The sequence below is a fragment of the Rhizobium sp. CB2179 genome (genome assembly GCF_057653455.1).
Genome location: NZ_JBYGKR010000005.1, coordinates 332,028 through 356,969 on the forward strand (window position 1 = coordinate 332,028; position 24,942 = coordinate 356,969).

Genomic DNA, 24,942 nt, shown 5'->3' on the forward strand with positions numbered 1-24,942 from the left:
GCACAGAAATCGCTTCGCGGGATCTTCGCGGTCTCCCGATACTGAACGCGGGGACGGTCGGGTCTGCGTCCTGAAGTGCGGCGCATTTGTATCTGTTGCAACAAAATAGCGGTGAACCCCACTGTTCAAGCGGGCGAATGAGGCACATCCCAGCTAGGTGATAGAAGGTCACAACTAGACTTGGTCGCGGTTGCGACCGAACAGCTCGCTCAAAAGCTCGTGTTCCAAGCGTTCTAGCCAATCTCGACGCGCCTCTACAGCCAAATCCCTTTGAAAAGCAACGCCGCTGGCTGACGTGATCGTTTTTGCTCATCATGGTTCGAATTACGCCTTGGGCTTATATCTCAACCGTTGAAAATCCCTGCAGCCCAGTGGTTGTCAAATCGCTGTCACGGCGGTGAGTGGCCTGTCATCCTGATCGCGAAGGCTATGAGCAGTGCTGACTGCGGCGATAACCGGAAACTTCGCCTCAACCTTTTTCGGGCAGACGAGACCGAATTCGGACGTTCCTTGTTCGATACTCGGAATTAACGCAGGGCTGGAAAAGCAAGAGACGACAAGCTTGGCTCTTCGGTGGGCTACAAGCCTTTCGCACTGTCCTCCATTGAACCGGATGAGGCTGGACTTTGCCGCTTTAGGACGCGCCGATCCCAAGTTTTGTGCCGAAGCCTGGAGCCTTTCCAGCAATCATCGCGCGATTGTGGCCGCCATCCCACGCCCGCCATTCGCAATTCGACCTGCTGGCGGGCCGCACGAGTGCCGCGTTCGAATCTCGCACAATGAAGCAGCGCGGCCGGCTCGGAAACAATTCGTAAAACACGGAAATGTTCAGAGCATGATCGTGCCACGAACCGGTGAGTTACTGGCGGGACGTCCTTCGAAGATTCACCGCCGATTGAAAAGAGCAAAGGCACTAACTCGTGGCTGACATCAATATACCGTCTTCTCCGATCCGAAAAAGTGACAGTGCCTATCAAATCGAATGCAAATTCGCGCTGGAGCCCTCACTTACCAGGCTTTTCGAAAAGGCACGTTCCGCCGGCTGGGACCCACAGCACATAGCCCTCGCAGTCGCCGCGCTCAGTTGGGAGCTGCTGGTTGATCAGCGCGATAGTATGCAACGGGAAGGATGCGGCATTGAACATTAGGGTTCATCCCGCTTTAGGGAAGTCCTCGGTCCATGCCGGCTGGATTGCGCATACAGTTCTCCTGCTCACGCTGCTGTCGTCGGCCACATATTGCCGTGCCGAGAATGTCATCAGCGTTACAGAGACCGGTGTGAATGTCACGCGGCATGTCCGCATCGGTCTAAATAAGACGCTCATCGTTGAACTTCCTCAGGACGCTCATGACATTGTTGTTTCAGATCCAGGCGTGTCTGACGCGATAGTGCGAGCGACACGCACCATCTTTCTCTTTGGCAAAAAGGTCGGGCAAACGAATATCTTCATCCTCGATGCGAACAAGCGACCAATCGTCAATATCGATATCGCGGTTGAGAGAGACATTGCCGGGCTGGAGAAGGATTTGCGTCGTTTGATACCAGATGCGGCCATCAAGGTTGAGATTATTTCCGATAATATTGTCCTCACCGGCACCGTAAGGTCGGCACAGGACTCGGCACAAGCCGCCGATCTTGCATCCGCTTTCGTCAAAGGCGGGGAGGCGACGACCCGCACCCAAAGTGCGTCGAGCGGGGGTAGTCAAGGATCCGTGGCCCTTGTTGCGGAAGATCGGCAGGAATCCAAAATCATCAACCTTCTTCGCATCGCAGCCGACGATCAGGTGATGCTCAAAATGACGATAGCGGAGGTAAAGCGAGAGATCCTGAAGCAACTGGGCTTTGACAATGAGCTAAAAAACGCTGGTGGCTCAACAATTGCCCAGCTGGGAACGGCATCGACGGATGCGACGACCGCGACCTCCGGCGGCGGCCTATCAGCCCTATTCAGCGGATCCTTCGGCAAGTATGGCCTCTCAACGACATTGAATGCGCTTGAACAAGCGAAAGTGGTTCGAACCTTGGCCGAGCCGACATTGACGGCCGTCTCGGGTCAATCGGCATCGTTTCAAGCAGGTGGCGAGGTCCTCTATTCAAACACCGACAGCGATGGCAATACGACCCAAACCCCGTACAGCTACGGCATCAGCCTCTCATTCAAGCCCATCGTCCTAACGTCCGGTCGGATCAGCCTGCAGATCTCAACCGAGGTGTCCGAACCGGTTACCTCTATATCCGGTTCATCCCCGACCTACGGCAAGCGTTCGACCAGCACCACCGTTGAACTGCCATCGGGTGGTTCGATCGCTCTGGCGGGGCTAATCCGAGATAACTTCAACAGGACCTCCAGTGGGACGCCGGTCTTGAACAAGATTCCAGGGTTTGGCGCTTTGTTTCGCCAGACAAGCTTCGAGAGAAACGAGACTGAACTCGTAATTATCGCCACACCCTATTTGGTTCGCCCTGTCGCGGCAAAAGATCTGAATCGGCCTGATGACAATCTTAGCCCAGCTGATGATGCCTCTCAGGGGTTACTCGACCGGATCAACAGGCTCTACGGCAACGGCAAAACCTTGGAGCCGACAGCGCAATATCACGGCACCGTCGGCTTCATATACAAGTGACCGTTGCTGATAGTCTGACGCCCGGAGAGTCCCGGCCTGTCATTCAACCGACCTGCCTCTTCGGTCAGTGCCTTGGCATGCCAGCAGGTGAGCCCGACAAGAACACGGCTAACAAATATCGCCATTGAAGGGGTTTCCCAACGTTAAAAGCTCAGCTCCGAGGTTGGCATGACTTGGACAAACGGGACGCTCACCATCCTTTCCAAACCATCGATCTTGCTCGCGCGCCGGGCGTCCGGGGTCGCACCAGCGGGCACCATCCGTGGTCGGACGTGGCACCCCGGAGCGGTCGCACTCGTCTGCTTTTACTCAATTTTACGCAGCCTTTACGCTGCTTAACGTTGAACCCGCTACCAAGGATGGCGACGTAGTCAGGAACCCGTCCATGGACATCGAAATGAACGACGGTAAATCGCGACAGTCCCTCCTGCCGCGGCGCGGCGTAGACCATCCGCTCAGGACACGGTTGCTTTGCCTGATCGCGGGCCTGGTCGCCTCCGGCTTGTCGACGTCCACATTTGCCGAAGACAGCGCAACCGGCAGTACGTCGCTGTTTCAGGTCGGGTCCAGCATCGCCGACACAGGAACCGGATACTCGCTGTTTCGCGGACCGCAGCACGGCTCCAACGACTATTGGATTGAATGCTCTTGTTCGAACGGCGCATTGGCGGTCAGATCGTGTCCTTCCTTGAGATACAAATGCTATTGCGCAGATAAGCCCTCGATATCTTGCAGCCAATGATCTGTGCGCCCCGCAACCCATCCATGCTCGGTTCTGAGCGCTTCGGCTCAACGGTGTCCGCCAGGATGCCGGCGCCTTGCGACCTAAATCGCGTCGCTCCTTTCCCCGATGCCGGCAACGACTGCCTTCCCGCGACGTCTGTCCCCACCGGTTCCTTTCATTCGGCGTCTGGACGATTTTCGTTCGCGTATATCCGCCATGCCGATCCTGTCGGCAGCCTGTTTGGCGGGCAGAGTTCTCGGGTCGTGGACGGCGACGCCCTTTGCTTCTCCCTCCGCCCCGCCCGAGATCAAGCCGGCCTTTGGGCGATCTATTCATGCCGTGTTTCCGGCCCTGCTGCACTGCGAGGACGGAGGCGAAATCACCCACGATGGGTTCTGCGTTTGGGGATGGGGTTGCTGCAGGTCGCGAGCGAGCGCCGTCGGGAGGTTTGGGTTTGGGGCTGAGACTGGCGAGCGTTTTGGCACTGCTCCTGTCGGGTTTGGTTGGGCCAGAAGCGGCCCAACGAAAAAATTCCGATGAGGCCTCATGGAGAGTGGAAAGTGGGTTCAACCGCGCCGGATCGTTGGCCCTGGGCGCCGCTGCGCCGAGCGGACAGCTCCTCGTCGCCGCCGACGGCATAAAGGAGAAGTACGATGACTGGGGCGTTGAATGCGCGGTCGTCGACGTCGGAAAGCAATGTGCAGCGGGTCAGTTTCATGAAGATCCAAAGAGCGGTTTGGTTGCGTTCGCAATTCAGGTCTACCCTTCTGAAGAGCTGGGTACGAGGGTCCTGATCAGGATGCCGCTCGGCTTGAAGTTGTCGGACGGCGTGCGCCTCGAGCTTGATACGCAACCCTCAAAACAACATGCGGATGTTGCGACGTGCCTGCCCGATGGTTGCGTCGTTCTTCTCATCATGTCCGACGCCACCATAGACATTTTGAAAGCCGCGCAGGTGCTCACGGTCAGCGCCACTTCGTTTGCTTCAGGTGGTAAGCTGACCTTTCGCGTCTCTCTGAAGGGGTTTCCTCGTTCGCTCGAACGGCTGGCGGAACTGCGATGATCGCGACGCTCCCATGGCGGATGCCGTTCCTTACTCCCAACGGCTGACGGACTTGGGCGCATCGAACCATGGCCCAGCGCCGATCTCATGAGATACAGGGCCGCGGCGACAGCACACCATTATTCGGCAATCAAACGCTGCTTGTGACGTTTTCGAATGCAGCGGTTCCAGCAGCTTAACGTTTCTCGGCGATCTCGGGATGTTTCTGGAGGTTTCCCGCAGACGACAACGAGAATTGAAAGCCGGCAGTGGAAGAAGAAATCAATCATCGAGGTGGGCGATATGGACCATATATTAGTCGTTGATGGCGATCTGGAAATCCGCCGGCTACTGACACGTTATCTTGTCGATCAAGGTTTTCGTGTCACCGCTGTTGCATGTCGGCAGGACTGTGAGAGGTGGATCGATACCAGCACGCCTGACCTGATCGTGCTCGACGTCCTGCTTCCGGATGGTTCGGGCCTTGATATCTGCAGGAACCTGCGCGCTAGCCAGTCTCGAATCCCTGTTATTCTGCTGACCGCATTGAAGGAGGAGGTGGACCGTATCATTGGCCTGGAATTCGGAGCGGACGATTATCTTGGCAAGCCGTTCAATCCGCGAGAACTCGTGGCAAGGATCAGGGCAGTCTTGCGACGAGCCGGCGACGCTGAGGACAGTGACACCGACGTCAAGGTCTTCACTTTCGCAGAATTCATCGCTGACACAAGCACCCGGCGGGTATGCAAGTTGCGTGGCCCAGAAATTGAGTTGACCGGAGCGGAATTCGACCTGTTGGTGGTCTTTCTTGAACGACCGGGCCGACTCTTGTCACGAGACCGGCTGCTTGATCTGACACAAGGGCGCAAGAGCGAGCCTATGGACCGATCAATAGACGTCTTGATGAGCAGGCTGCGACGTAAGCTTGGTCAAACCCAAAGCGGCCCCCTTTTCCGGACGATCCGAAATGGCGGTTACCAGTTCACGCTTCCAGTCAAGGCAGGCGTGCCTGACGTGGCAGCTAGCATCGCGGTTCTCACCGGGAACGACAACGTTCGCTCCCTATGAGCGCGCTGGAGTCTTTTTTCGTCTCAGCTTGCCAACGAACTGGCCGGTGGCGACCGCATCTGTCAACGGTCGAGATCGCAGGCGCTAACCCCCGGGATGACCGATTTGATGAGCGGTCCAAAAGGAGAGAAGCGGCGAGCGTTAAACGCAGTTGAGGACATTCTCACTGTTATGATGTCACGTTTCGCTGCGCTGCATCATCATCACTTACGAGAGCCTTGATTGTTGGAGAAGCGGCAATGGCTGACGGCGATGCCTCGAGCTAGCCGAGGCATTCTTGACCGCCTCGCGCGACGGCGACCTGGCGAAATTGCGGCGATACTCGCGGCCGACGTGGCGGTATACGCCGATGGCGGGGGCAAAGCCGCGACGGTCACGAATGAAGTTGTTGGAATAAGGCGGTTATGCGCCTGCATGCCGGGCTCGCGCGGCTGTTCGATCGCAGCCGTTCGCGCCTGCTGCCATGAGTTTTATGACGCCAGTCTGCGCTCCCGCGCCAATAGCCCCAAGTTCCAGTAGAAGGTCGCGCCATACACCGTGCCCCGGGGAGATCGACAAGGCTAAGGCAGCCGGGGAGGTTTTGCGCTCACGGACAATAGGCGGCGGAGCGCGGTTTGACCAGCGCTGAACGCGCGCGTGGCCGTGGTATCAGCCAGGGTATGGACCGCCGGCGCAATAGTCGCTATTTGCAGGACATGCTGCGATGTTGAAAACGTCGCTGAAACATCACCGCAGATACCCAAGGCTTTCTTAAATTGAAAAAAGTGCAGCGCAGCTTTGCCGTCGAGTACAAATCAGGTCGGCGAAAACTCAACTCCAAACCGAGCTCGATCTGGGCAGACACGGATCTCAAGTCCGTTGCGCAAGATATGCAGGACGAGGCAATGCCATTTATGTCATTAGCTCCTCAGGCAAGAAGCACCGGAATGCTTGTATCCGAAGAAGAACAGGCCGGGCCGTTATTGACACTGCCGATCGAGCAAGAGACAAATGCATCGGCTTTACAGGAGACCATAATGGCCGACGAAAAAGATACGACAAACAATGCTGACACGCCGGCCGCCGCGGCGCCCGATGTACTGAAGAAGGTGCGCAAACCTCGCGCCAAGAAGGTGGTGCCTGAAACCGCCTCAGCCGCCGTTTCTTCGCAACCGGCAGCGGCTTCGGGTGCCAAAGCTGGAAAGCAGACGGGAGGACGCAAAGCAAAGCCTGACGTAGGGACGACGAGTGCCAAGCGTGCGCCTGTCAAACGTGCTCCGAAGGCTGTGTCGATAGCGGCTGCACCGCCAGTGGCTGCAGTTGATGAGATTTCGGATCTTCTGCAGCTCGAAGAGGAAAACCAGAAACTGCGCAAGCTGCTGGCGGAGAAGCTCCGCGCTGAAAATGCCGATCTGCGAAAGCGCCTCAACCTCGGTTGATCGGCAGCAGACGGTCAAGCGCTGGCCGCATTCTCATGCTTATTGAAGTGAAGATTTTGGCGGCGGTTCGTTCTGCCGCCAACGTTTTTGCTCGCAGTTTGCATACGCAGTAGAATTCGAGGTCAAATAAAATGGCGTCTCCATGGAAACTTCTTGCTGGGCTGGTGTCACGGCGACGCCAGCAGAAGCAAGAACACGGCTCAACCGATGATGTGAAGCCGGACGTATCAGCCATCGCCGAGCCGACTGAAACGGCGGCCGGCAACCGGTCGAAAGCCGCAGACCGTGCGGCCAACGAAAAGCCGGTCACCCACGAACAACACGAGGCGGTGTCGGTAGACCTGCCTCGTCATGCCGAAGAGGCGGCAAATAGTGCTGATCACACGACAGATGTCGAAAGCGCCACGCTCGAGAAAGCGGCTGATCTGGCCTCATCCGATAAGGTGGACATAGCTGCACACGCCGCGCCCAAGCCCTCGCGGACTGACGATGGTTCAGCGCGAAAGCGCAGCAGACAGGCCAGGAAAGCGGACGTCGTGGATGTCGTTTCGCGGCCATCTCCACGACTTGCCATCGGTTCCGACGATGCTATCAGCCTTGAGGGAGAAATCAGGATGCTCCGGGATCAGTTGGCGAGGAAGCTTCGGCTGCAAAACGCACAACTGAGGAGGATGCTTGATCGGTTCGAACGCTGAATTGTCAATTCCCGTTGTACCCAATGGGGCCAATGCGCCTTGGCCCGGAACGGGTATGAGCTGCGTTGCTGGCGCATTGCCTAAGGTCTATCGGCCCGGCCGTCGAATGATCTAGCTAACAACTGGCGTTTGATGGCGCTCAATCCGGGTTCCGTCTGCCTTTGCCTAAAACGGCTTGGTGGTCCCTCCCGTCTTTACCAGTAGCCCGCCGGACTGGGTTGGCAGTGACATGCGTGAAGTCATGCTGGCCAGTCCGCCCGACCACCTTCCAACGAACATTGCCCGGCGTGGCAATAATTGCAAAAAAGCCACCTCCCGTCGTCGTCGACATCGCCGAGAGATTTGAAGCGTCATACCTCCGGCTTAGCTTGCCTCGTCGAATAAGATCGAGATCGACCGTTGCCGGCCGGCAGTCGATCCCATTCTCGCGCCCATGCCCGGATGTTCGGGACGAGTATCTCGATTGGCGCGTGATGTCTTATCGCGCGCGCTTCATCCGCGAAGCTGGCGACGGGATCCGGATCGCGGGGTTTGCCATGTCCGCCTGCGTCTAAACCCCCCACCTAGACTTCGACCATCGCGTCCTGCCCCGGCTTTGGGTCCTGCCAGGCTCGCGCCGCCGGCAACGGCTTTGCCGTCCTCCACTGCGTTGCGGCCCCGCGGGGTGCAGGCAGCGCTTGCCGCCCGGCTTTCGGACCGCCGTAGCAGGTCGCGATGGCCGCGACCTCGAAACGGAGGTTTAGACATGAGCAGGCAGCAATCCAACCAACGAACCGATATCCACAGCCGCATCACCAACACGATCATCGCCGATCTCGAACGGGGCGTGCGGCCATGGACCAAACCCTGGACGACGGGACATGCGGCAAGTGAGGTCAGCCGGCCACTGCGCCACAACGGCCAACCCTACACCGGGATCAATGTCCTGCTGCTGTGGTCCGAAGCTATCGCCCGCGGCTTTGCCTCATCACGCTGGATGACGTTTCGCCAGGCAATCGAGCTCGGCGGCGCCGTGCGCAAGGGCGAAACCGGCACAACCGTCGTCTTTGCCAGTTCGTTCGTCCGCACCGAGACGACAGACACGGGCAGCGAGATCGAACAGGATGTTCCGTTCCTCAAGGCCTACACGGTGTTCAACACCGATCAGATCGCCGGTCTTAACGGCCGCTTCGATGAGATCGCACCTCACCAGGATCCGATGAGCCGCATCGGCGATGCCGGCCGCTTCTTTGCCAATACCGGCGCACTGATCCGCCACGGAGGATCGGCTGCCTATTATGCCGCTCAGCGTGATTACATCCAGATGCCATGCCTTGATGCCTTCCGGGACGATGCTTCCTATGTCGCCGTCCTCAGCCACGAGATCACGCACTGGACCGCCGCACCGCAACGGCTTGATCGCGATCTCAGCCGCTACGCGAAAGACCGGAGCGAACGCGCCCGCGAAGAACTGATTGCCGAACTCGGCAGCGCGTTTCTCTGCGCCGATCTCGGCATCGTTCCCGAGCTCGAACCACGCCCCGACCACGCCAGCTATCTCGATGGCTGGCTGAAGGTTCTGGCCAACGACAAGCGTGCCATCTTCTCGGCGGCAGCATATGCGCAGCGCGCCGTCGACTACCTGCATTCCCTGCAGCCGGAACTCGATGAGGAGGAGGCGGCGTGAGCCGTCTCTTCTTCAACTGATGAAATGCTCGGATGATCAGGCCGCCCCGCGGGCCTTCCAAGCCTGCATGGTGAAAACCGACGCGCCGCTCCGTAGCCTGATCGCGCCGCCGCCGAGGCCTTGCCCAGACCGAACGGTGAAGTGGCACCAATTGCCTGCTGCACGTTCTCGCATTTTGTTCATGAGCCCCAGACCACTGACTGCTCATGCCGCTTAATCAGGTGCTTGAGGTTATCGAAGCTGGTGCGGATGTGGCGGGCGAAGTTGTCGGCGGCGGGTGTGCGGGGTGCGTCCGAACGCTTCAGCAAGCCGAGCGCGCGTTCCGAATGGGGGATGGGAACGGGCAGGGCGGTGATGGACTTTTCGTTGCGCAATGCGAAGACGACGCTGTGCGGCATGATGGTCAGCGCATCCGCCGCCTTCATGTACTGGACGACGCTCATGAGGGAGCCGCCCGAATAGCGGATCTTGACTTCGGTTGCGCCGAAGGACAGCAGCATGCTGCGCAGATCGGTGAGTAGCGGGCTGCCTGGTGGAGGCGCCACCCAAGGGAAATCGAGCAGGTGCGCCGGCTGAGGGCGCCGCTTCAACAGCAAAGGATGGGTGACCCGGCAGGCGACGACGTTGCGGCCGGGCAGGATTTGCTGAAATTCGAGGCCGGAGCCCTCGTCGAGAATATCGATCGGGCAGATGGCAAGGTCGATCTGGTCGGCATTGAGCGCGGCACGGAGGTCTGGGAAGTAACCATAGCTCTGGTCGATGCGCACGTCTGGATGCAGGTTCTGGAACTCGGCGATCATGCCGGCGATCAACGCATCCATGAAAAAAGGCGTGCCACCGACACGCACTACGCCGCTTCTGCCGGCCCGAAAGCTTTCGACGACATCGGAGGCCTTGCGCGATGCCGACAGCATCGTCTGGCCGTGATCGGCCAGCGCCCGACCCAATGACGTTGGCTGCAACGGCCGCCGCCCTTTGACGAACAGTGGCTCGCCGATGCGAGCCTCGAGCATTGCGAGCGTACGCGAAACAGCCGGCTGCGATAGGCCGAGCAGGGCAGCTCCCTCGGTGACCCCGCCGGTCTTAACGACTGCCGCAAGCTGGACAAGGTGACGTTCGTCTATCTTCATAACGATATGATATATTAATCGCGAATAAAATCATTACCGGCACATAGCGTTTGGACTAAATTTGTCTCCACCAGCCATTGCCTTGGAGGAGACGCATGACGCCGGGTCCGATGGCGCTGAATTTCAGCGAGGCCACCTCGCATGACATCTTCGCGCAACGACTTCAGCCATCAAAGGACAACATCCTGCCACAGGTTCTTGCGGCGGCGGTGACGCATCTTCATACCCTGATCCGCGAAGTGCGGCCCACCCAGGCGGAATGGCGTCAAGTCATCGAATTCTTGACCGACGTTGGCCATGCAAGCGACGAGCGACGCCAGGAGTGGGTGCTCCTGTCGGATCTGCTCGGCGCTTCGACACTGGTCGAGGAGATCAATTCGCGCCGTCCGAAGACGGCCACCCCCAACACCGTGCGCGGACCGTTCTTCCGCGCCGACGTTCCGCAATTGCCGCTCGGCGGCAATATTTCGCTTGATGGTATCGGCGAGCCGCTGGAAGTTTCCGGCCGCGTGCAGGATCTCGATGGCGATCCCATCGCAAATGCCGAGATCATCACCTGGCAGGCCAATGCTCAAGGCCTCTACGAAAACCAGCAGCCGGACCTGCAGCCGGAATTCAACCTGCGCGGCGGCTTCCGCACGGATCCCGACGGACGTTTCCACTATCGGACCATCAAGCCATGCGGCTATGGCGTGCCTGACGATGGTCCCGTCGGAAAGCTTTTGCGGCGGGCGGGCTATCCGCTGCGCCGCCCCGCGCATCTTCATTTCATCATCAAGGCGTCGGACTTCGAGACGATCACCACGCATATCTATGACGGCAGCGATCCGCATCTGGCCGAAGACGCGATCTTCGCCGTCAAGCCCGAGTTGGTGCGAACCTTCGAGCAGCAGGGCAAGGGGTGGTTGTTGAAACTGACTTTCGTCATGGTCCGCGCCAGGCAGGGAGCCGATACATGAGCCGGATTTTCACCTATAGCGGCAGCCCCGCCCATATCGTCTTCGGCGAAGGCAAGAGCGCCGCCGCCGGCGAGTGGGTGGAAAAGCTCGGAAGCACCAAGGCCCTCGTTCTCTCGACGCCGCAACAGAAGGCCGACGCCGAAGCGCTTGCCACGCGGCTGGGCTCTCTCGCTGTCGGCGTCTTTGCCGGCGCCACTATGCACACGCCAGTCGATGTCACCGAAGAGGCGATGGAGGTGGTTTTCCAAACGCAGGCCGATTGCGTCGTTTCGCTCGGCGGCGGCTCGACCACCGGGCTTGGCAAGGCGATCGCCTATCGCACGGATGTGCATCAGATCGTCATTCCGACGACCTATGCCGGATCGGAAGTGACGCCGATCCTCGGCCAGACCGAGGCCGGGCGCAAGACGACCGTGCGCCATGCGAGCATCCTGCCAGAGGTGGTGATCTACGACCCGGCGCTGACGCTTGGCCTGCCGGTCGGCATGAGCGTCACCTCGGGCCTGAATGCCATGGCCCATGCGGTCGAGGCGCTCTACGCGCAAGACCGCAACCCGATTTCGACGCTGATGGCGGTCGAGGGGCTGCGGGCCTTCAAGACCAGCCTGCCTGATATCATCGCTAATCCCCACGAGCCCGATGCCCGTGCCGATGCACTCTACGGCGCCTGGCTTTGCGGCACCGTGCTCGGCACGGTCGGTATGGCGCTGCACCACAAGATCTGCCACACGCTGGGCGGCACTTTCGATACGCCGCACGCCGACACGCATGCGATCATGCTGCCGCACACCGCCGCCTACAATGCCGCGGCGGTGCCGGAACTTCTGGCGCCGGTCGCCGATATTTTCGGCGCCTCGGTCGGCGGCGGGCTTTGGGATTTCGCGAGACAAATCGGTTCACCGCTGGCGCTGAAGGGTCTGGGCCTGAGCGTTGCCGATCTCGATCGCGCAGCCGAGATCGCCACCGAAAATCCCTACCGGAATCCAAGGCCGATCGACCGGAAGTCCATTCGTGCCCTGCTGCAGGATGCCTGGGAGGGCAAGCGGCCGGCATAAGCTGACGACAGACATCACGCTCTCTGGGAGGAGAGGAAAATGGGAGGAGGAAACATGTTTACCCGACGCGATTTTCTGAAGACGACGGCCGCCACCGGTGCATTGGCGGCGACATCCGGGCTCGCCGCCCCCGCGATCGCGCAGGACGCCGCGATCAAGCTCGGCTATGTCAGCCCGCAGACGGGACCGCTTGCCGCCTTCGGTGAGGCCGACAAGTTCGTCATCGACAGTTTTCTGGCAGTCACCAAGTCGAAGGGTCTCAACTACGAGGTTGTCGTCAAGGACAGCCAATCCAATCCGAACCGGGCGGCGGAGGTCGCCAAGGAACTGATCGTCACCGACGAGGTGAACCTGATCCTCGTCGCCTCGACGCCGGAGACCACCAATCCGGTGGCGACCACCTGCGAGGCTGAGGAAATGCCCTGTATTTCGACGGTGGCTCCCTGGCAGCCGTGGTTCATCGGCCAGCAGGGCAATCCCGGCGACCCGACCTCCTGGAAACCATTCAACTACGCCTATCACTTCTTCTGGGGTCTCGAGGACGTCATCTCGGTCTTCACCAACATGTGGGCGCAGATCGAGACCAACAAGAAGGTTGGCGGCCTCTTCCCAAATGACGGCGACGGCAATGCCTGGGGCGACAAGGTCGTCGGCTTCCCGCCGGTGCTGGAAAAGATGGGCTACGGGCTGATCGACCCCGGCCGCTATCAGAACATGACGGATGATTTCTCGGCGCAGATCAACGCCTTCAAATCGGGCCAGTGCGAAATCATCACCGGCGTGGTGATCCCGCCTGACTTCACCACCTTCTGGAACCAGGCCAAGCAGCAGGGTTTCGCCCCGAAGATCGCCTCGATCGGCAAGGCACTGCTGTTCCCGCAGACGGTGGAGGCGCTCGGCAATGCCGGGCATAATCTGTCGTCGGAAGTCTGGTGGACGCCGAGCCATCCGTTCAAATCGTCCTTGACCGGCGAAAGTACAGAAGAGGTGGCGGCCGCCTTTACCAAGGCGACTAGCAGGCCGTGGACGCAGCCGATCGGTTTTGCCCATGCGCTGTTCGAGCTGGCGGTGGATGCGATGAAGCGGGCCGGAGATCCGACAGACGGGGATGCCGTCGCGCAGGCGATTGCCGCCACCAAGCTCGATACGCTGGTCGGGCCGATTGCTTGGGACGGCAAGGGCCTGCCGCCTTTCGCGGCCAAGAACATTGCCAAGACGCCGCTCGTCGGCGGCCAGTGGCGGTTGAAGGACGGCGGGGGCTACGATCTCGTCATCACCGACAACAAGACGGCGCCGAACATTCCGGTCGGCGGCAAGATGGAAGCAATCGCCTGATTTTTTGCGCGGGGCCCGTTCGGCCCCGCCTGTTCTCGGAGGAATGGGTTTGGCAATTCTCGAACTCGATGGGGTCTCGAAGAAATTCGGCGCATTGACGGTCGCCGAGCAGATTTCCTTTGCCGTCGGCGAAGGCGAGGCGCTTGGCATTATCGGGCCGAACGGCGCCGGCAAGTCGACGCTGTTCAATTTGATAACCGGCAATATCCCCGCCGACAGCTGAAGCATCCGCTTTCTCGGCGGCGACGTGACGCGCACGCCGCCGATGGCGCGCTGCCTGGCGGGCATGGGCCGCACCTTCCAGATCCCGCAGCCGTTCGAGAAGCTGACGGTCTTTGAAAACCTCCTGGTCGCAGGCGCTTTTGGCTCGCGGCGGCGCGAGGCCGAGGTGTCGGACCGCTGCGCCGAAATCCTGGTGGACACCGGGCTGATCGACAAGGCGAATGTTTTGGCCGGAAGCCTGTCGTTGCTGCTGCGCAAACGGCTGGAGCTCGCCCGAGCGCTGGCGACGGAACCGAAGCTGCTGCTGCTCGATGAAATCGCCGGCGGGCTGACCGAGGGCGAGTGCCGGTCGCTGGTGGCCACCATCCGCGCCATTCATGCGCGCGGCGTTGCCGTCATCTGGATCGAGCACGTGCTGCATGCGCTGAATTCTGTCGTTGAGCGGCTGCTGGTGCTGCATTTCGGCAGGGTCATCGGCATCGGCAAGCCCGACGACATCATGGCATCGCGCGACGTGCGTGAAATCTATCTGGGGATCGAGATCTGATGGCGCTGCTCGAAACCAGAGGCCTGACCGCCTCCTACGGCGATTTCCAGGCGCTGTTCGGCGTCAATATTGTGGTCGGCGCCGGCGAGACCATCGCTATCATTGGCGCCAACGGCGCCGGCAAGACGACGCTGATGCGCTCGATCTCAGGCGTGCTCACCAATGCGGCGTCATCGATCCTTTATCGCGACGAGCCGATCGGCGCGCTGTCGGCGCCTGACATTCTGGCGCGCGGCATCGCCATGGTGCCGGAAGGGCGAAAACTCTTTCCGTCGCTGAGCGTCGAGGAAAACCTGCTGGTCGGCAATTATGGCCGCAAGGTCGATGGCCCGTGGACGCTCGAAAGCATCTTCGCGCTATTTCCGATCCTGAAGGAGCGGCGCGACAATCCGGCCACGGCGCTTTCCGGCGGGCAGCAGCAGATGGTAGCGATCGGCCGCGGGCTGATGTCCAATCCGGCGATGCTGCTCTGTGACGAGATCAGCCTTGGCCTTGCGCCCGTCGTGGTCCGCGATATCTACGCCGCCTTCCCGCGCATCCGCGAGACCGGCGCTTCGATCGTCATCGTCGAGCAGGATATCGCCCAGGCGCTGAAGGTGGCCGACCGCGTCTACTGCATGATGGAAGGGCGGGTGACGCTTTCCGGCCGCGCCGCCGACCTCAGCCGCGACGACATCCACAAGGCTTATTTCGGGACGGATCACCATGAACTGGCTTGATACCATTCTCCAGGGCGTGCTGCTCGGCGGGCTCTACGCGCTGTTTGCGGCGGGGCTCAGTCTCGTCTTCGGCATCATGCGGCTGGTCAACCTCGCCCATGGCGATCTGATCGTGCTTGCCGCCTTCCTGATCCTGGTTCTGGTGACGACGCTCGGGCTCAATCCGTTCGTTGCCGCCGCGATCGCGATGCCGTTGATGTTCGCCATCGGCTGGGGCCTGCAATATTTCCTGCTCAACCGCACGCTCGGCAAGGATATCCTGCCGCCGCTGCTTGTCACTTTCGGCCTGTCGATCGTCATCCAGAACGGCCTGCTCGAAGGATTTTCGGCCGATAGCCGCCGTGTCTTTGCTGGGAGCCTAGAAAGCGCCTCCGTCAATCTCGGCCCGGTCACCGCCGGCATCATGCCGCTGATGACCTTCTTTTCCGCCGTCGCCGTCATCGTCTGTCTCAACCAGCTCATCTACCGCACCTCCGTCGGCCGCGCCTTCCGGGCGACCTCGGACGATCCGGTGACGGCAGGGCTGATGGGCATCCGGCCGCAACGTATCTTCGCCATGGCGACAGGGCTTGCCATGGTCGTGGTGACGATCGCTGCCCTCTATCTCGGGACCCGCGCCAATTTCGATCCGACGTCGGGACCGGCGCGGCTGATCTATGCCTTCGAAGCGGTGATCATCGGCGGGCTCGGCTCGCTCTGGGGCACGCTCGCCGGCGGCATCATCCTTGGCGTTGCCCAGACGGTGGGTGCCGCGATCAATCCGGAGTGGCAGATCCTTGCCGGCCACCTGGCATTCCTCGCCGTTCTCCTGTTCAAGCCGCGCGGCCTTTTCCCGCGCGCGGTGGATTGAGGTGCATCGATGACCATGGCCATTCCCTCCTTCACCGTCGAGACGCGTACCAGGGCATCGACATTGTCGGCTGTCGCGGTCGTTGCCCTTCTGCTGCTTGCCTTCGCCGCACCCTTCATCGTCTCGCGCGGCGTCATCCAGGACCTTTTCTTCATCCTCACCATGCTGGTGCTGGCGCAGAACTGGAACCTGCTTGCCGGTTATGCCGGGCTGATCTCGGTCGGCCAGCAGGTCTTCGTCGGCTTTGGCGCCTATACGATGTTCGGCTGCGTCATCCTGTTCGGCGTCGACCCGGTCGTGGCCATACTGATTGCCGGCGTATTTTCCGCCGCCCTCGCCATTCCCACGGCCTTCTTCACCTTCCGCCTCTACGGTCCTTATTTCGCCATCGGCACCTGGGTGGTGGCCGAGGTCGTGCGGTTGCTGCTGGCCCAGTTGAAGGCGCTCGGCGGCGGCACCGGCACCTCGTTGCCGCGGGAGGCGACCCGCGACATGATGGGCGTCGGGGCGATGCGCGACCTCTTCGGCATGAAGGCTTCCGAGGCGGGCGACACGCTGACTTACTGGCTGGCGCTGATCCTCGCCGTCGCCACAATTGGCTTCATCTATGGTCTTCTGCGCAGCAAGCAGGGTCTCGGCCTTGCCGCCGTCCGCGACAACGAGCAGGCCGCCCGCGCCGTCGGCGTCGATGCGCGGCGGATGAAGACGCTGGTCTATCTGGCGACCGCCTTCATGACAGGCATCGCCGGGGCGCTGATCTACGTGCAGAAGGCGCGCATCTCGCCGGACGCTGCCTTCTCGGTCACCGACTGGACGGCCTATGTCATCTTTATCGTCGTGATCGGCGGCATCGGCACGATCGAGGGACCGATCCTCGGCGTCATCATCTTCTTTCTCTTACAGAACCTCTTGGCCGACTACGGCTCCTGGTACCTGCTGATGCTCGGTCTTCTCGGCATCGCCATCATGCTTCTTGCGCCGCGCGGCCTCTGGGGATTGTTCTCCGAGCGCACCGGCATCCAGCTTTTCCCGGTTCGCCGCGTCCTGAAGGGCGGGCCGCTCAATCTCACGCATAGGGGAGGGCCTCATGGCTGACATTACCACCGACGTACTCATCATCGGCACCGGGCCGGCGGGCTCCGCCACCGCCGCACTGCTCTCCTCCCACGGGGTCGAGAACCTAGTGATCAACCGCTACCGCTGGCTCGCCAGCACACCGCGCGCCCACATCACCAACCAGCGCACCATGGAAGTGCTGCGCGATCTCGGTCGAGACGTGGAGGACGAGGCCTACATGTTCGCGGCCGAGCAAGACCTGATGGGCGAGAACGTGTTCTGTACCTCGCTCACCGGCGAGGAGATTGGCCGGATGAAGAGCTGGGGTAAACATCCGCTATCGCGCGCCGAGCACCAGCTGTCGTCGCCGGCTCATATGAACGATCTGCCGCAGACCTTCATGGAGCCGCTGCTGTTCAAGACGGCCTGTTCGCGCGGTAGCCAATCGCGCATGTCGACGGAATATCTGGGCCATGCGCAGGACGAGGACGGCGTCACGACAACCTGTCTCGACCGGCTGACCGGCAAGGAATTCACCGTCCGCTCGAAATATCTGGTCGGCGCCGATGGCGGCAATTCCAAGGTCGCGGAACACGCGGGCCTCACCTTCGAAGGCAAGATGGGGGTCGCCGGTTCGATGAACATCCTGTTCGAGGCCGATCTGTCGCGACTGGTCGCCCATCGTCCCTCGGTGCTCTATTGGGTGCTGCAGCCGGGTGCTGACGTTGGCGGCATCGGCATGGGGCTGGTGCGTATGGTAAGGCCCTGGAACGAATGGCTGATCGTCTGGGGTTACGATATCAACCAGCCGCCTCCTTCGGTGGATGAAGCGCATGCGAAGAAGGTCGTGCGCGACCTGGTCGGCGATCCGGATCTCGAGATGACCATCAAGTCGGTCTCGACTTGGACCGTCAACAACATGTACGCCACGTCAATGTCCAATGGCCGCGTCTTTTGCATGGGCGACGCCACCCACCGCCATCCGCCGTCAAACGGGCTCGGCTCGAACACCTCGATCCAGGATGCATTCAACCTCGCCTGGAAGCTCGCCTTCGTCCTGAAGGGGGCCGCAGGCCCGAAACTTCTCGACAGTTATCAGGCCGAGCGGGCGCCCGTCGCCAAGCAGATCGTCACCCGGGCCAACAAGTCGATCGAGGAGTTCGGGCCGATCTTCAAGGCGCTGGGGCTGCTCGATTCCATCGACCCGGTGAAGATGCAGGAGAACATGGACGCCCGCTGCAACAACACTGTCGCGGCCGAGGAGCAACGGGCCGCGATCCGCAAGGCGATCGCCGACAAGGTCTACGAGTTCGATTGCCATGGCGTCGAGATGAACCAGCGCTACCGATCGGGCGCGATCGTAACGGATGAGCAGGCGGAACCGGCCTTCGCCCGGGATCCGGAACTGCACTGCCAGCAGACGAGCTGGCCCGGCGCAAGGCTGCCGCATGCCTGGGTGTATTCTGCGACAGGCGAAAAGCTGTCGACGCTCGACCTTGCCGGACATGGGAAGTTTACCGTGCTGACCGGCATTGGCGGACAGGGTTGGATCGAGGCCGCCCGAACCCTTGGAAAGGAATTGGGCATCGATATCGCCGCACATCTGATCGGTCCACGTCAGCCCTGGCAGGACTTTGCCGGCGACTGGGCGAACATGCGCGAAATCCGAGACAGCGGCGTCCTCCTCGTGCGTCCCGACCATCATGTCGCCTGGCGAAGTGAAGCGATCGTCGACGATCCGTCAGCCGAACTGCGGCGCGTGCTGACCAGCGTTTTGGGGAGATAGGGCGATGATTGATGCACATGAAAAGGGTTTCTTCACGGAAGAGAACTCCGTTGAGGTGGTCACGAGCCGCAACGCCACCACCAAGGACCAGCGCCTGAAGCGCGTGATGGAGGTCGTGACACGCAAGCTGCATGAGGCGGTGAGGGAGCTTGAGCCGACGCAGGACGAATGGATGGAGGCAATTCTCTTTCTGACCCGCACAGGACATACATGCAACGAATGGCGACAGGAATTTATCCTGCTGTCGGACGTGCTCGGCGTGTCGATGCTGGTCGACGCCATTAATAACCGCAAGCCCTCAGGCGCCTCCGAAAGCACTGTTCTTGGCCCGTTTCACGTTGCCGACGCGCCGGAACTGCCGATGGGCACCAATATCTGCCTCGATCACAAGGGCGAGGACATGGTGATCGGCGGCAGCATCCGTAGCACGGATGGCAGACCGATTGCCGGCGCTGTCATCGACGTCTGGCAGGCCAACGACGAAGGCTTCTACGACGTGCAGCAGAAGGGGATCCAACCAGACTTCAACCTTCGCGGCATCTTTCGCACCGGCGCGGATGGCCGCTATTGGTTTCGCGCAGTCAAGCCCAAGTATTACCCGATCCCGGACGATGGACCGGTCGGCAAGCTGCTCGGCGCGCTCGGTCGTCACCCCTACAGGCCCGCTCACCTGCACTACATCATCAAGGCCGACGGCTTCGAGACGCTCACGACGCACATCTTTGATCCGGACGATCCGTACATCCACTCCGACGCCGTCTTTGGCGTGAAGGAGAGCTTGCTTGCCAAGTTCCAGCACGTCGAGGATTCGGTACGCGCTGACGAGCTTGGTTTCTCTGGCAAGTTCTGGCAGATAGAGCACGATTTCGTGCTGGCTCGGCCCGAGGAGTAGCATGCTCGCCAGCCGGCGTTCTGACGAAGAAGGCCGTGATAGCCGATGCAATGGAGATGATCTCCCCGGATGGGAAGGCGGCTCGAATTCCGCCGGTCATAGCCGCAGGGGACGCCAGCCAACGCGGCATTTGAGCCGGTCTTTTCGGTGGCATGCGCCCAAACAAAATGCAAGCCGATATGACGCATATAGTTCCATAACGTTGATTACGCCACAAACTATTTAGCCGGCTACTTAAATTGAGATGCGCCTTGTCGGTTTACGTCGATGACGCCATGCATTCGGGGTTCGCCTTGGGTCCAAGAGCAACCTTTGACTAGCTGACCGCGACGAAGGCGTTCAGCGATGGGCAGCCTCCTGGCATCGACGGCCGTCATCCGTGCCTCGGCCGTTTTGCGTGCGAGCAAGTGGACTGGGTAAGCGGCGCGGCGGTCGAACGCTTCCCCGGTTGGGCCGATCGGTGGCCACTGCTTTGGGGCTGCCTGACTTCGACGATAGACGGCTTGGCGTGACGCATGGATTCTCCGGGCGGCGAACCAGGCTCGGCAAGTCACGTCGATAACAAGGGCAACTGCCCGGTCGGCCGAACTCGTCGCAACCGAATTCGACGCCATGACTTGAGGACAGAGCGCAGGCTTTCCGCTGCAGCTGTTTCGGTACGGAATGCCCTGACGCGGGCCCCCATGCTCAAGTACCTCCCATTGCTGTCGTAGGCCGCTCCTCCGCGGGCTCGATGAGGCATGTCTGACCGGAGACCGGCTGCGCCTCGATCGTCTTCCCGCAACGGCAATTTGCAGATTTCTTACCCCGGACGTCACGTCCTCCTCTCCCGCTAACAAATCTGCGTCTTGCCGCCCTCCATTTCATTTTGGCCTTATCAGGTGCGGTCCGATCGTCACCGGTCTTTGCGACAGCCATCGAGGCCGCGATGGGCGCGGCCCGATACACACGAAAGGAACATGAACATGGCTACCATCGGCATCTTCACCGCAAACGAAAACGGCTTCACCGGCTCGATCCGCACTCTCGCTCTCAACGTCAAGGCCCGCATCGCCCGCGTCGAAAATCCGTCCGACAAGGGTCCGCACTTCCGTATCTACGCTGGCAACGTCGAGCTTGGTGCGGCCTGGCAGAAGCGTTCCAGCGAGAGCGACCGCGACTACCTCTCGGTCAAGCTGGACGACCCGAGCTTCCCGGCCCCGATCTACGCGACGCTTTCGGAGGTCGAAGGCGAGGACGGCTACCAGTTGATCTGGTCCCGCCAAAACCGAGACTGAGATCCCGCTGGCCCCGCCGCTTGAGGCGGGGCCAGCGGCCCGCTTTGAGAAAGCCGACAATAGGCCTCGAGGCCGCCACGACCTTTAGGTCGGATATCAGTGATGCGCGCGTTTGAAAGGAAAACATCATGCAGCAATTCGCCAACTCCCTACCGCGACTGGCCGATATCGTTCCTCATCTAGATCGGCGCGGCATTCTCGAGACCACGCGCCATCAGGGGCCCGTTTCGGCGGTCGTCGTGAAGCTGAAGGACCGAGGAGATCGGATCATCGCTGCAAATACCGGAGAGTTGATCTTGGCCGATAGCCCCGGGCACGTTTTTGTTTCACCAGGGAGAGGAACAGGCGAACCGCTTCCTCCTCCCGCTCGAAGACGTGCTGTTTTTCCTGCCCATGCTGGCCGATGCGTCCCCATCGCCGGATCAGGCAGACCTCTCCAAACATTGTCTGCCCGACTTCCATGGCGTAGTAGCGCGCCATGTTCTTTGCCGGATCCGCGCGTTCGATATAGAGATGGTAGGGCTGCGCAATCATGCTGCCATGATCGCCAAACAGTATCGCGACGTCCAACGACACATTTGAATCAGTCACATGCGACCGATTCAATTTCGTGATGGATGGCAACCGGGCCAGGCGCCAATCGTACCGCGACCGAAGCCCGCAGGCGGTCTTCGCCGATTCCGGTCGCGATCCTCTCGCAACGTAATACAGACGGCGCACGAAGAGGTCGCGTCGAGCTTACCGAACCGTCTTGTGGCCAGCAAAGCTGGCAGGCGGTCGCGTCCTTTCAGGACGCGGTTCTATCTCTCTGACCGCCCATTGTGCACCCGCCGCTCCGGCGTCAAGGACATCACGGCCCCGCCAATTTTCCGCACCGCAGGCGGCACAGAAAATCGGTTCCTCCGCTCGCCGCGTGGCGGCCGCGTACGCGGTCCCTGACCCCTCGCGAGCTACGGTGCAGGCCCCTTTCGTCAGAAAACGAAAAGGAGACTTTGATGACAAGGCGTGAAATCAATCCCATGGATGGAGGAGCCCTCAAGCTGCGGCCTCGACAGTCGGACTTGCTTGAAAATTTGCGTCATAATTTCGATGCGGAAGTCCATCTTCCCTTCGATATCCCACGCGAGTTTCTGTCGGCGGCGCTACTCTTTGCGATCGACAACAAGGTGGATTTCGGCTTGTTCCATGAGGACCACCGGATCATCATCGCATATTTCGGCGGCGACGAAATTTATCTTCCGTCCCGGTGGTCCGATAAGCGCTGGCATATCGGTGTCGAGGACAGAGAGACGTTCTTCGATCCCGCGGATTGAGACCCAGACCAGAGGCGGCAGCCGCCTCTGGTCTTTAGCTTGCCTTATGACCCGGTCCGGCCGGATCGACCGACCGGCCCGGCTGTGAAAGGGGGGCTGCGCCGCCCCTCTCAATCTCACCCCATGAAGGAAGTGCAAGCCCCTCCTTCAAACTTCCTCCCATGAGGAAAGAGGACGGTTCCCTCCTCCCTTTCCCCAAACCCCTATTCCTCTCCCGTCGGATGGAGGTACTGCCAACTGGCGACGCCGATCACCGCCTCCCAGATGACGAGTGTCGGAATGCCGCGCCGCAAGCGGCCGGACGACCACGGTCTCACCGTTTTCCTGAACGGCGTTACGGTGTTCGTCGCCAGTCGATTTCCCCTAGATCCCGGTAGACGCTACATCCGACGTAGCTTCATCGGTGTTTGCGAGATTTATCGCATTCGAACGCTCCTTCCTGCCGCTGTCCGGTGAATGAAACCGGTTCTCGCCGACGCAAGCCTTCATATCGTCACGACGGAACCAGATCGCACGACCGCATCGAAGCGGCGCATTGCCTGCCGTGAAGACGATCTGCTCGTCGGCCCGCATGCGCAGAACTTCGTGCGGCTGGATGAGCGGTCTGGCGGCAAGCTGTTTCGAGCGCGTGCGCGATGAACCCTTCGACTGGACACTGCGACTGACCTGATCGATCTCGACCGTCGTCATGCCGCAGCGCCGCGAGATGTAGTCGGCCGTTTCCGGATCGTTGATGGCAGCAAACGAAATCCAGCTCGCACTCTCAAACCATTTGCTCGCCGCGTCGCGGCCGCCATAGGTTTCTCGCATCTGGCCGATCGACTGGTAAATCATTGTCAGCGTGATGCCGTATTTTCGGCCGGCGTCACGAGCCGTCTCCAGAATCCGCATGTAGCCCAGGCGTGCCACCTCGTCCAAAAGGAACAGCGCCCTGCCCTTCAATGCTCCATCACGATTGTAGATCGCGTTCAGGAAGGACCCGATGATGACGCGAGCAAGACCCGAATGCGTCTCCAGCGTCTTCAGGTCGATGTTGATGAAGACATCCGTGTTTCCCGCGGAAATGTCGTTGGTCGAAAAATTCGACTCCGAGACAAGCGCCGCATAATTCGGATAGGACAGCCAGTGCGTCTCCTTCACCGCATTCGCGTAAACCCCGCTAAACGTTTCTGGCGTCATGTTGACGAAGGCGGCGACGTTCTCCTTTACGAAGTCGGATCTCGAATTGTCGTAGATCGACTGCAGTCGCGCGCGCAGCTTCGGTTCGGGCTCGGACAGATTCTTGCGGACCCGGCGAAGTGTCTGGTCGTTCTCTTCGGTGCGGCCGGATAGACAGACGTCGGCGATCAATGCGGTCAACAGCTGCAGCGCCGATGCGCGAAAGAAATCGTCGCGCACGCCGCGAGCACCGCCGCTGTCGCTCATGATCCATGAGGCAACGGCGGCAATATCCTCTTCCTTCGTGCGGCCATGAAGCCCGATCCAGTCCAGCGCATTGAAGCCCGTGTCGGCGGTTCTTGGATCGAGGATGCGGACGTCGCGTCCGGCGTTTGTCCGATGCCCGATCACCATGGGCGCGACTTCGTTTGACGGGTCCAACAAGACCAATGTACCGCCCCATTTAAGCGCGGTCGGGATCGTCACCGACGTCGTCTTGAAACCGCCTGAGCCGGCAAAGACGATGCCGTGCGAGGATCCGAACGAGCCGTCGAAGCAGAGAAGCGGCGACTTGCCGCCGGCGCCCCACGTCTCCACGCAATCCGCCCTGAACGACCGCATCGCCGTTATGTCCTGGTCGACGCGGTAGCGCTCGCCGACGACGATGCCGCCGGTATCCGGAAAGAGCTTTCCGGCCTCCGTCGATTTCATCCACTCGGCTTCTCCATGCAGTGCGCGCCTTCCTCGAATACGGCGCGGCTCGGAGCGCGCGAACGCCGCGTTGCCGACAAGTGCTACGCGAAGTGCAAAGCCGGCCGACGTCAGCGCCGCCCCTGCCCCGATCATCGTTGCCGGGTCTGCATAGGAGAGCGCCGATCGAACTGCCGGAAAATGGTCGAAAATTGCGGCAAGTCGCACGGTCTCACGCAGCGCGGCGATCACGATCGTCGCACTGCTACCGCCGACAACACCCCATCCGGCGAGCTTGATGTTCGTTGAGCCGGCGCTCGCAAACAGAAAGATGATGCCGGCGGCGGCTGACGCGATATAGGGCAAGGCGATTCCCATCCGACCGAGGGTCAGCCGCGCTGTCTCGGTTTTCCCGAATTCGGAAAACCATTGTTCGATACCCGTCATGCCGATGGTGACGAGCATCATCAGTGCTATGGGCACGCTGACCAGCGCGATCTTATTCGCCGTCATTGCCAAAGGCCTCCGATCCGATCGCCGTGAGCCGAGATCGCTCATCCTCATCGCTCCTGATGCGTCGTGCTGTTTCGATCAGCGCCCCGAGCAGCAGCGCGCGCTTTTCGTATCGTAGGCCCGCCTTGACGATCAGCCCGCCAAGTTCGATCTTCTCGCGTGTGTCCTTCCTGCGGGCGTCGAATGTCTTCGTCCTCGCCAT

At 60.6% G+C, this 24,942-nt stretch carries 20 protein-coding genes and 1 pseudogene; 17 read left to right on the plus strand and 4 right to left on the minus strand.

Going from position 1 to position 24,942, the window contains the following annotated elements; all coding sequences use genetic code 11:
• Window positions 1-1,191: 1,191 nt before the first annotated feature.
• The 6 genes from AC244Q_RS35240 (at window position 1,192) to AC244Q_RS35265 (ending at window position 9,238) form a co-directional block, all read left to right on the plus strand.
• Window positions 1,192-2,625 carry a type II and III secretion system protein family protein gene (locus AC244Q_RS35240; protein WP_245460478.1) on the plus strand — a complete coding sequence of 478 codons (1,434 nt, stop codon included), beginning with the start codon at window positions 1,192-1,194 and terminating at the stop codon, window positions 2,623-2,625.
• A gap of 1,202 nt (window positions 2,626-3,827) precedes the next feature.
• On the plus strand, window positions 3,828-4,412 hold the full coding sequence (locus AC244Q_RS35245; protein ID WP_245460473.1) for an invasion associated locus B family protein: 585 nt from the start codon (window positions 3,828-3,830) through the stop codon (window positions 4,410-4,412).
• A 282-nt stretch (window positions 4,413-4,694) separates the two neighbouring features.
• Window positions 4,695-5,459, plus strand: a complete 765-nt coding sequence (locus AC244Q_RS35250) for a response regulator (protein ID WP_003554601.1) — start codon at window positions 4,695-4,697, stop codon at window positions 5,457-5,459.
• Between the two features lie 755 nt (window positions 5,460-6,214).
• On the plus strand, window positions 6,215-6,877 hold the full coding sequence (locus AC244Q_RS35255) for a transcriptional regulator (protein WP_128406539.1): 663 nt from the start codon (window positions 6,215-6,217) through the stop codon (window positions 6,875-6,877).
• A 131-nt stretch (window positions 6,878-7,008) separates the two neighbouring features.
• Window positions 7,009-7,572 (plus strand): hypothetical protein, encoded by a 564-nt coding sequence (locus AC244Q_RS35260; RefSeq protein ID WP_128406540.1) that lies wholly within the window; start codon window positions 7,009-7,011, stop codon window positions 7,570-7,572.
• 745 nt (window positions 7,573-8,317) lie between these two features.
• Window positions 8,318-9,238, plus strand: coding sequence for an ArdC family protein (locus AC244Q_RS35265; RefSeq protein ID WP_128408323.1), 921 nt, complete (start codon window positions 8,318-8,320; stop codon window positions 9,236-9,238).
• Window positions 9,239-9,417: 179 nt separating this feature from the next.
• Here AC244Q_RS35265 and AC244Q_RS35270 read toward each other — a convergent pair whose 3' ends face one another.
• The gene (locus AC244Q_RS35270) at window positions 9,418-10,368 is read right to left on the minus strand and encodes a LysR family transcriptional regulator (protein WP_128407137.1); all 951 of its coding nucleotides are present in this window, start codon (window positions 10,366-10,368) and stop codon (window positions 9,418-9,420) included.
• Between the two features lie 95 nt (window positions 10,369-10,463).
• Between AC244Q_RS35270 and AC244Q_RS35275 the strand changes: the two genes are divergently transcribed.
• The 10 genes and pseudogenes from AC244Q_RS35275 (at window position 10,464) to AC244Q_RS35320 (ending at window position 21,066) form a co-directional block, all read left to right on the plus strand.
• Window positions 10,464-11,327 carry a dioxygenase family protein gene (locus tag AC244Q_RS35275; RefSeq protein ID WP_128407136.1) on the plus strand — a complete coding sequence of 288 codons (864 nt, stop codon included), beginning with the start codon at window positions 10,464-10,466 and terminating at the stop codon, window positions 11,325-11,327.
• Window positions 11,324-12,382, plus strand: a complete 1,059-nt coding sequence (locus AC244Q_RS35280) for a maleylacetate reductase (RefSeq protein ID WP_128407135.1) — start codon at window positions 11,324-11,326, stop codon at window positions 12,380-12,382. Before AC244Q_RS35275 ends, AC244Q_RS35280 begins: the two co-directional genes overlap by 4 nt.
• A 54-nt stretch (window positions 12,383-12,436) precedes the next feature.
• The gene (locus AC244Q_RS35285; protein ID WP_128407134.1) at window positions 12,437-13,717 is read left to right on the plus strand and encodes an ABC transporter substrate-binding protein; all 1,281 of its coding nucleotides are present in this window, start codon (window positions 12,437-12,439) and stop codon (window positions 13,715-13,717) included.
• 49 nt (window positions 13,718-13,766) lie between these two features.
• Window positions 13,767-14,486 (plus strand): annotated as a pseudogene (locus AC244Q_RS35290) (ABC transporter ATP-binding protein).
• Window positions 14,486-15,205, plus strand: a complete 720-nt coding sequence (locus AC244Q_RS35295) for an ABC transporter ATP-binding protein (protein WP_128407133.1) — start codon at window positions 14,486-14,488, stop codon at window positions 15,203-15,205. Before AC244Q_RS35290 ends, AC244Q_RS35295 begins: the two are co-directional and overlap by 1 nt.
• A complete protein-coding gene (locus AC244Q_RS35300) occupies window positions 15,192-16,055 on the plus strand; it encodes a branched-chain amino acid ABC transporter permease (protein ID WP_003554581.1) in 864 nt (287 codons plus the stop codon). The genes AC244Q_RS35295 and AC244Q_RS35300 overlap by 14 nt, the downstream gene beginning before the upstream one ends.
• A gap of 9 nt (window positions 16,056-16,064) precedes the next feature.
• Window positions 16,065-17,150, plus strand: coding sequence for a branched-chain amino acid ABC transporter permease (locus tag AC244Q_RS35305; protein ID WP_128407132.1), 1,086 nt, complete (start codon window positions 16,065-16,067; stop codon window positions 17,148-17,150).
• The gene (locus AC244Q_RS35310; RefSeq protein WP_012760289.1) at window positions 17,143-18,897 is read left to right on the plus strand and encodes an FAD-dependent oxidoreductase; all 1,755 of its coding nucleotides are present in this window, start codon (window positions 17,143-17,145) and stop codon (window positions 18,895-18,897) included. The genes AC244Q_RS35305 and AC244Q_RS35310 overlap by 8 nt, the downstream gene beginning before the upstream one ends.
• A 7-nt stretch (window positions 18,898-18,904) precedes the next feature.
• Complete coding sequence (locus AC244Q_RS35315) at window positions 18,905-19,789, plus strand: intradiol ring-cleavage dioxygenase (protein WP_026157742.1); 885 nt, start codon at window positions 18,905-18,907, stop codon at window positions 19,787-19,789.
• Between the two features lie 965 nt (window positions 19,790-20,754).
• Window positions 20,755-21,066 (plus strand): DUF736 domain-containing protein, encoded by a 312-nt coding sequence (locus AC244Q_RS35320; protein ID WP_012760275.1) that lies wholly within the window; start codon window positions 20,755-20,757, stop codon window positions 21,064-21,066.
• A 267-nt stretch (window positions 21,067-21,333) separates the two neighbouring features.
• Here the strand turns inward: AC244Q_RS35320 and AC244Q_RS35325 are convergent, their stop codons facing one another.
• Complete coding sequence (locus tag AC244Q_RS35325; protein ID WP_128407141.1) at window positions 21,334-21,642, minus strand: WGR domain-containing protein; 309 nt, start codon at window positions 21,640-21,642, stop codon at window positions 21,334-21,336.
• A gap of 419 nt (window positions 21,643-22,061) precedes the next feature.
• Between AC244Q_RS35325 and AC244Q_RS35330 the strand changes: the two genes are divergently transcribed.
• On the plus strand, window positions 22,062-22,379 hold the full coding sequence (locus AC244Q_RS35330) for a hypothetical protein (protein ID WP_128407131.1): 318 nt from the start codon (window positions 22,062-22,064) through the stop codon (window positions 22,377-22,379).
• Between the two features lie 363 nt (window positions 22,380-22,742).
• On the opposite strand, the gene traG is transcribed toward AC244Q_RS35330, so the two are convergent.
• Together traG and traD are read right to left on the minus strand one after the other, a co-directional pair.
• The gene (gene traG, locus AC244Q_RS35335; protein ID WP_017997470.1) at window positions 22,743-24,740 is read right to left on the minus strand and encodes a Ti-type conjugative transfer system protein TraG; all 1,998 of its coding nucleotides are present in this window, start codon (window positions 24,738-24,740) and stop codon (window positions 22,743-22,745) included.
• Complete coding sequence (gene traD / locus AC244Q_RS35340; protein ID WP_012760271.1) at window positions 24,727-24,942, minus strand: type IV conjugative transfer system coupling protein TraD; 216 nt, start codon at window positions 24,940-24,942, stop codon at window positions 24,727-24,729. Before traD ends, traG begins: the two co-directional genes overlap by 14 nt.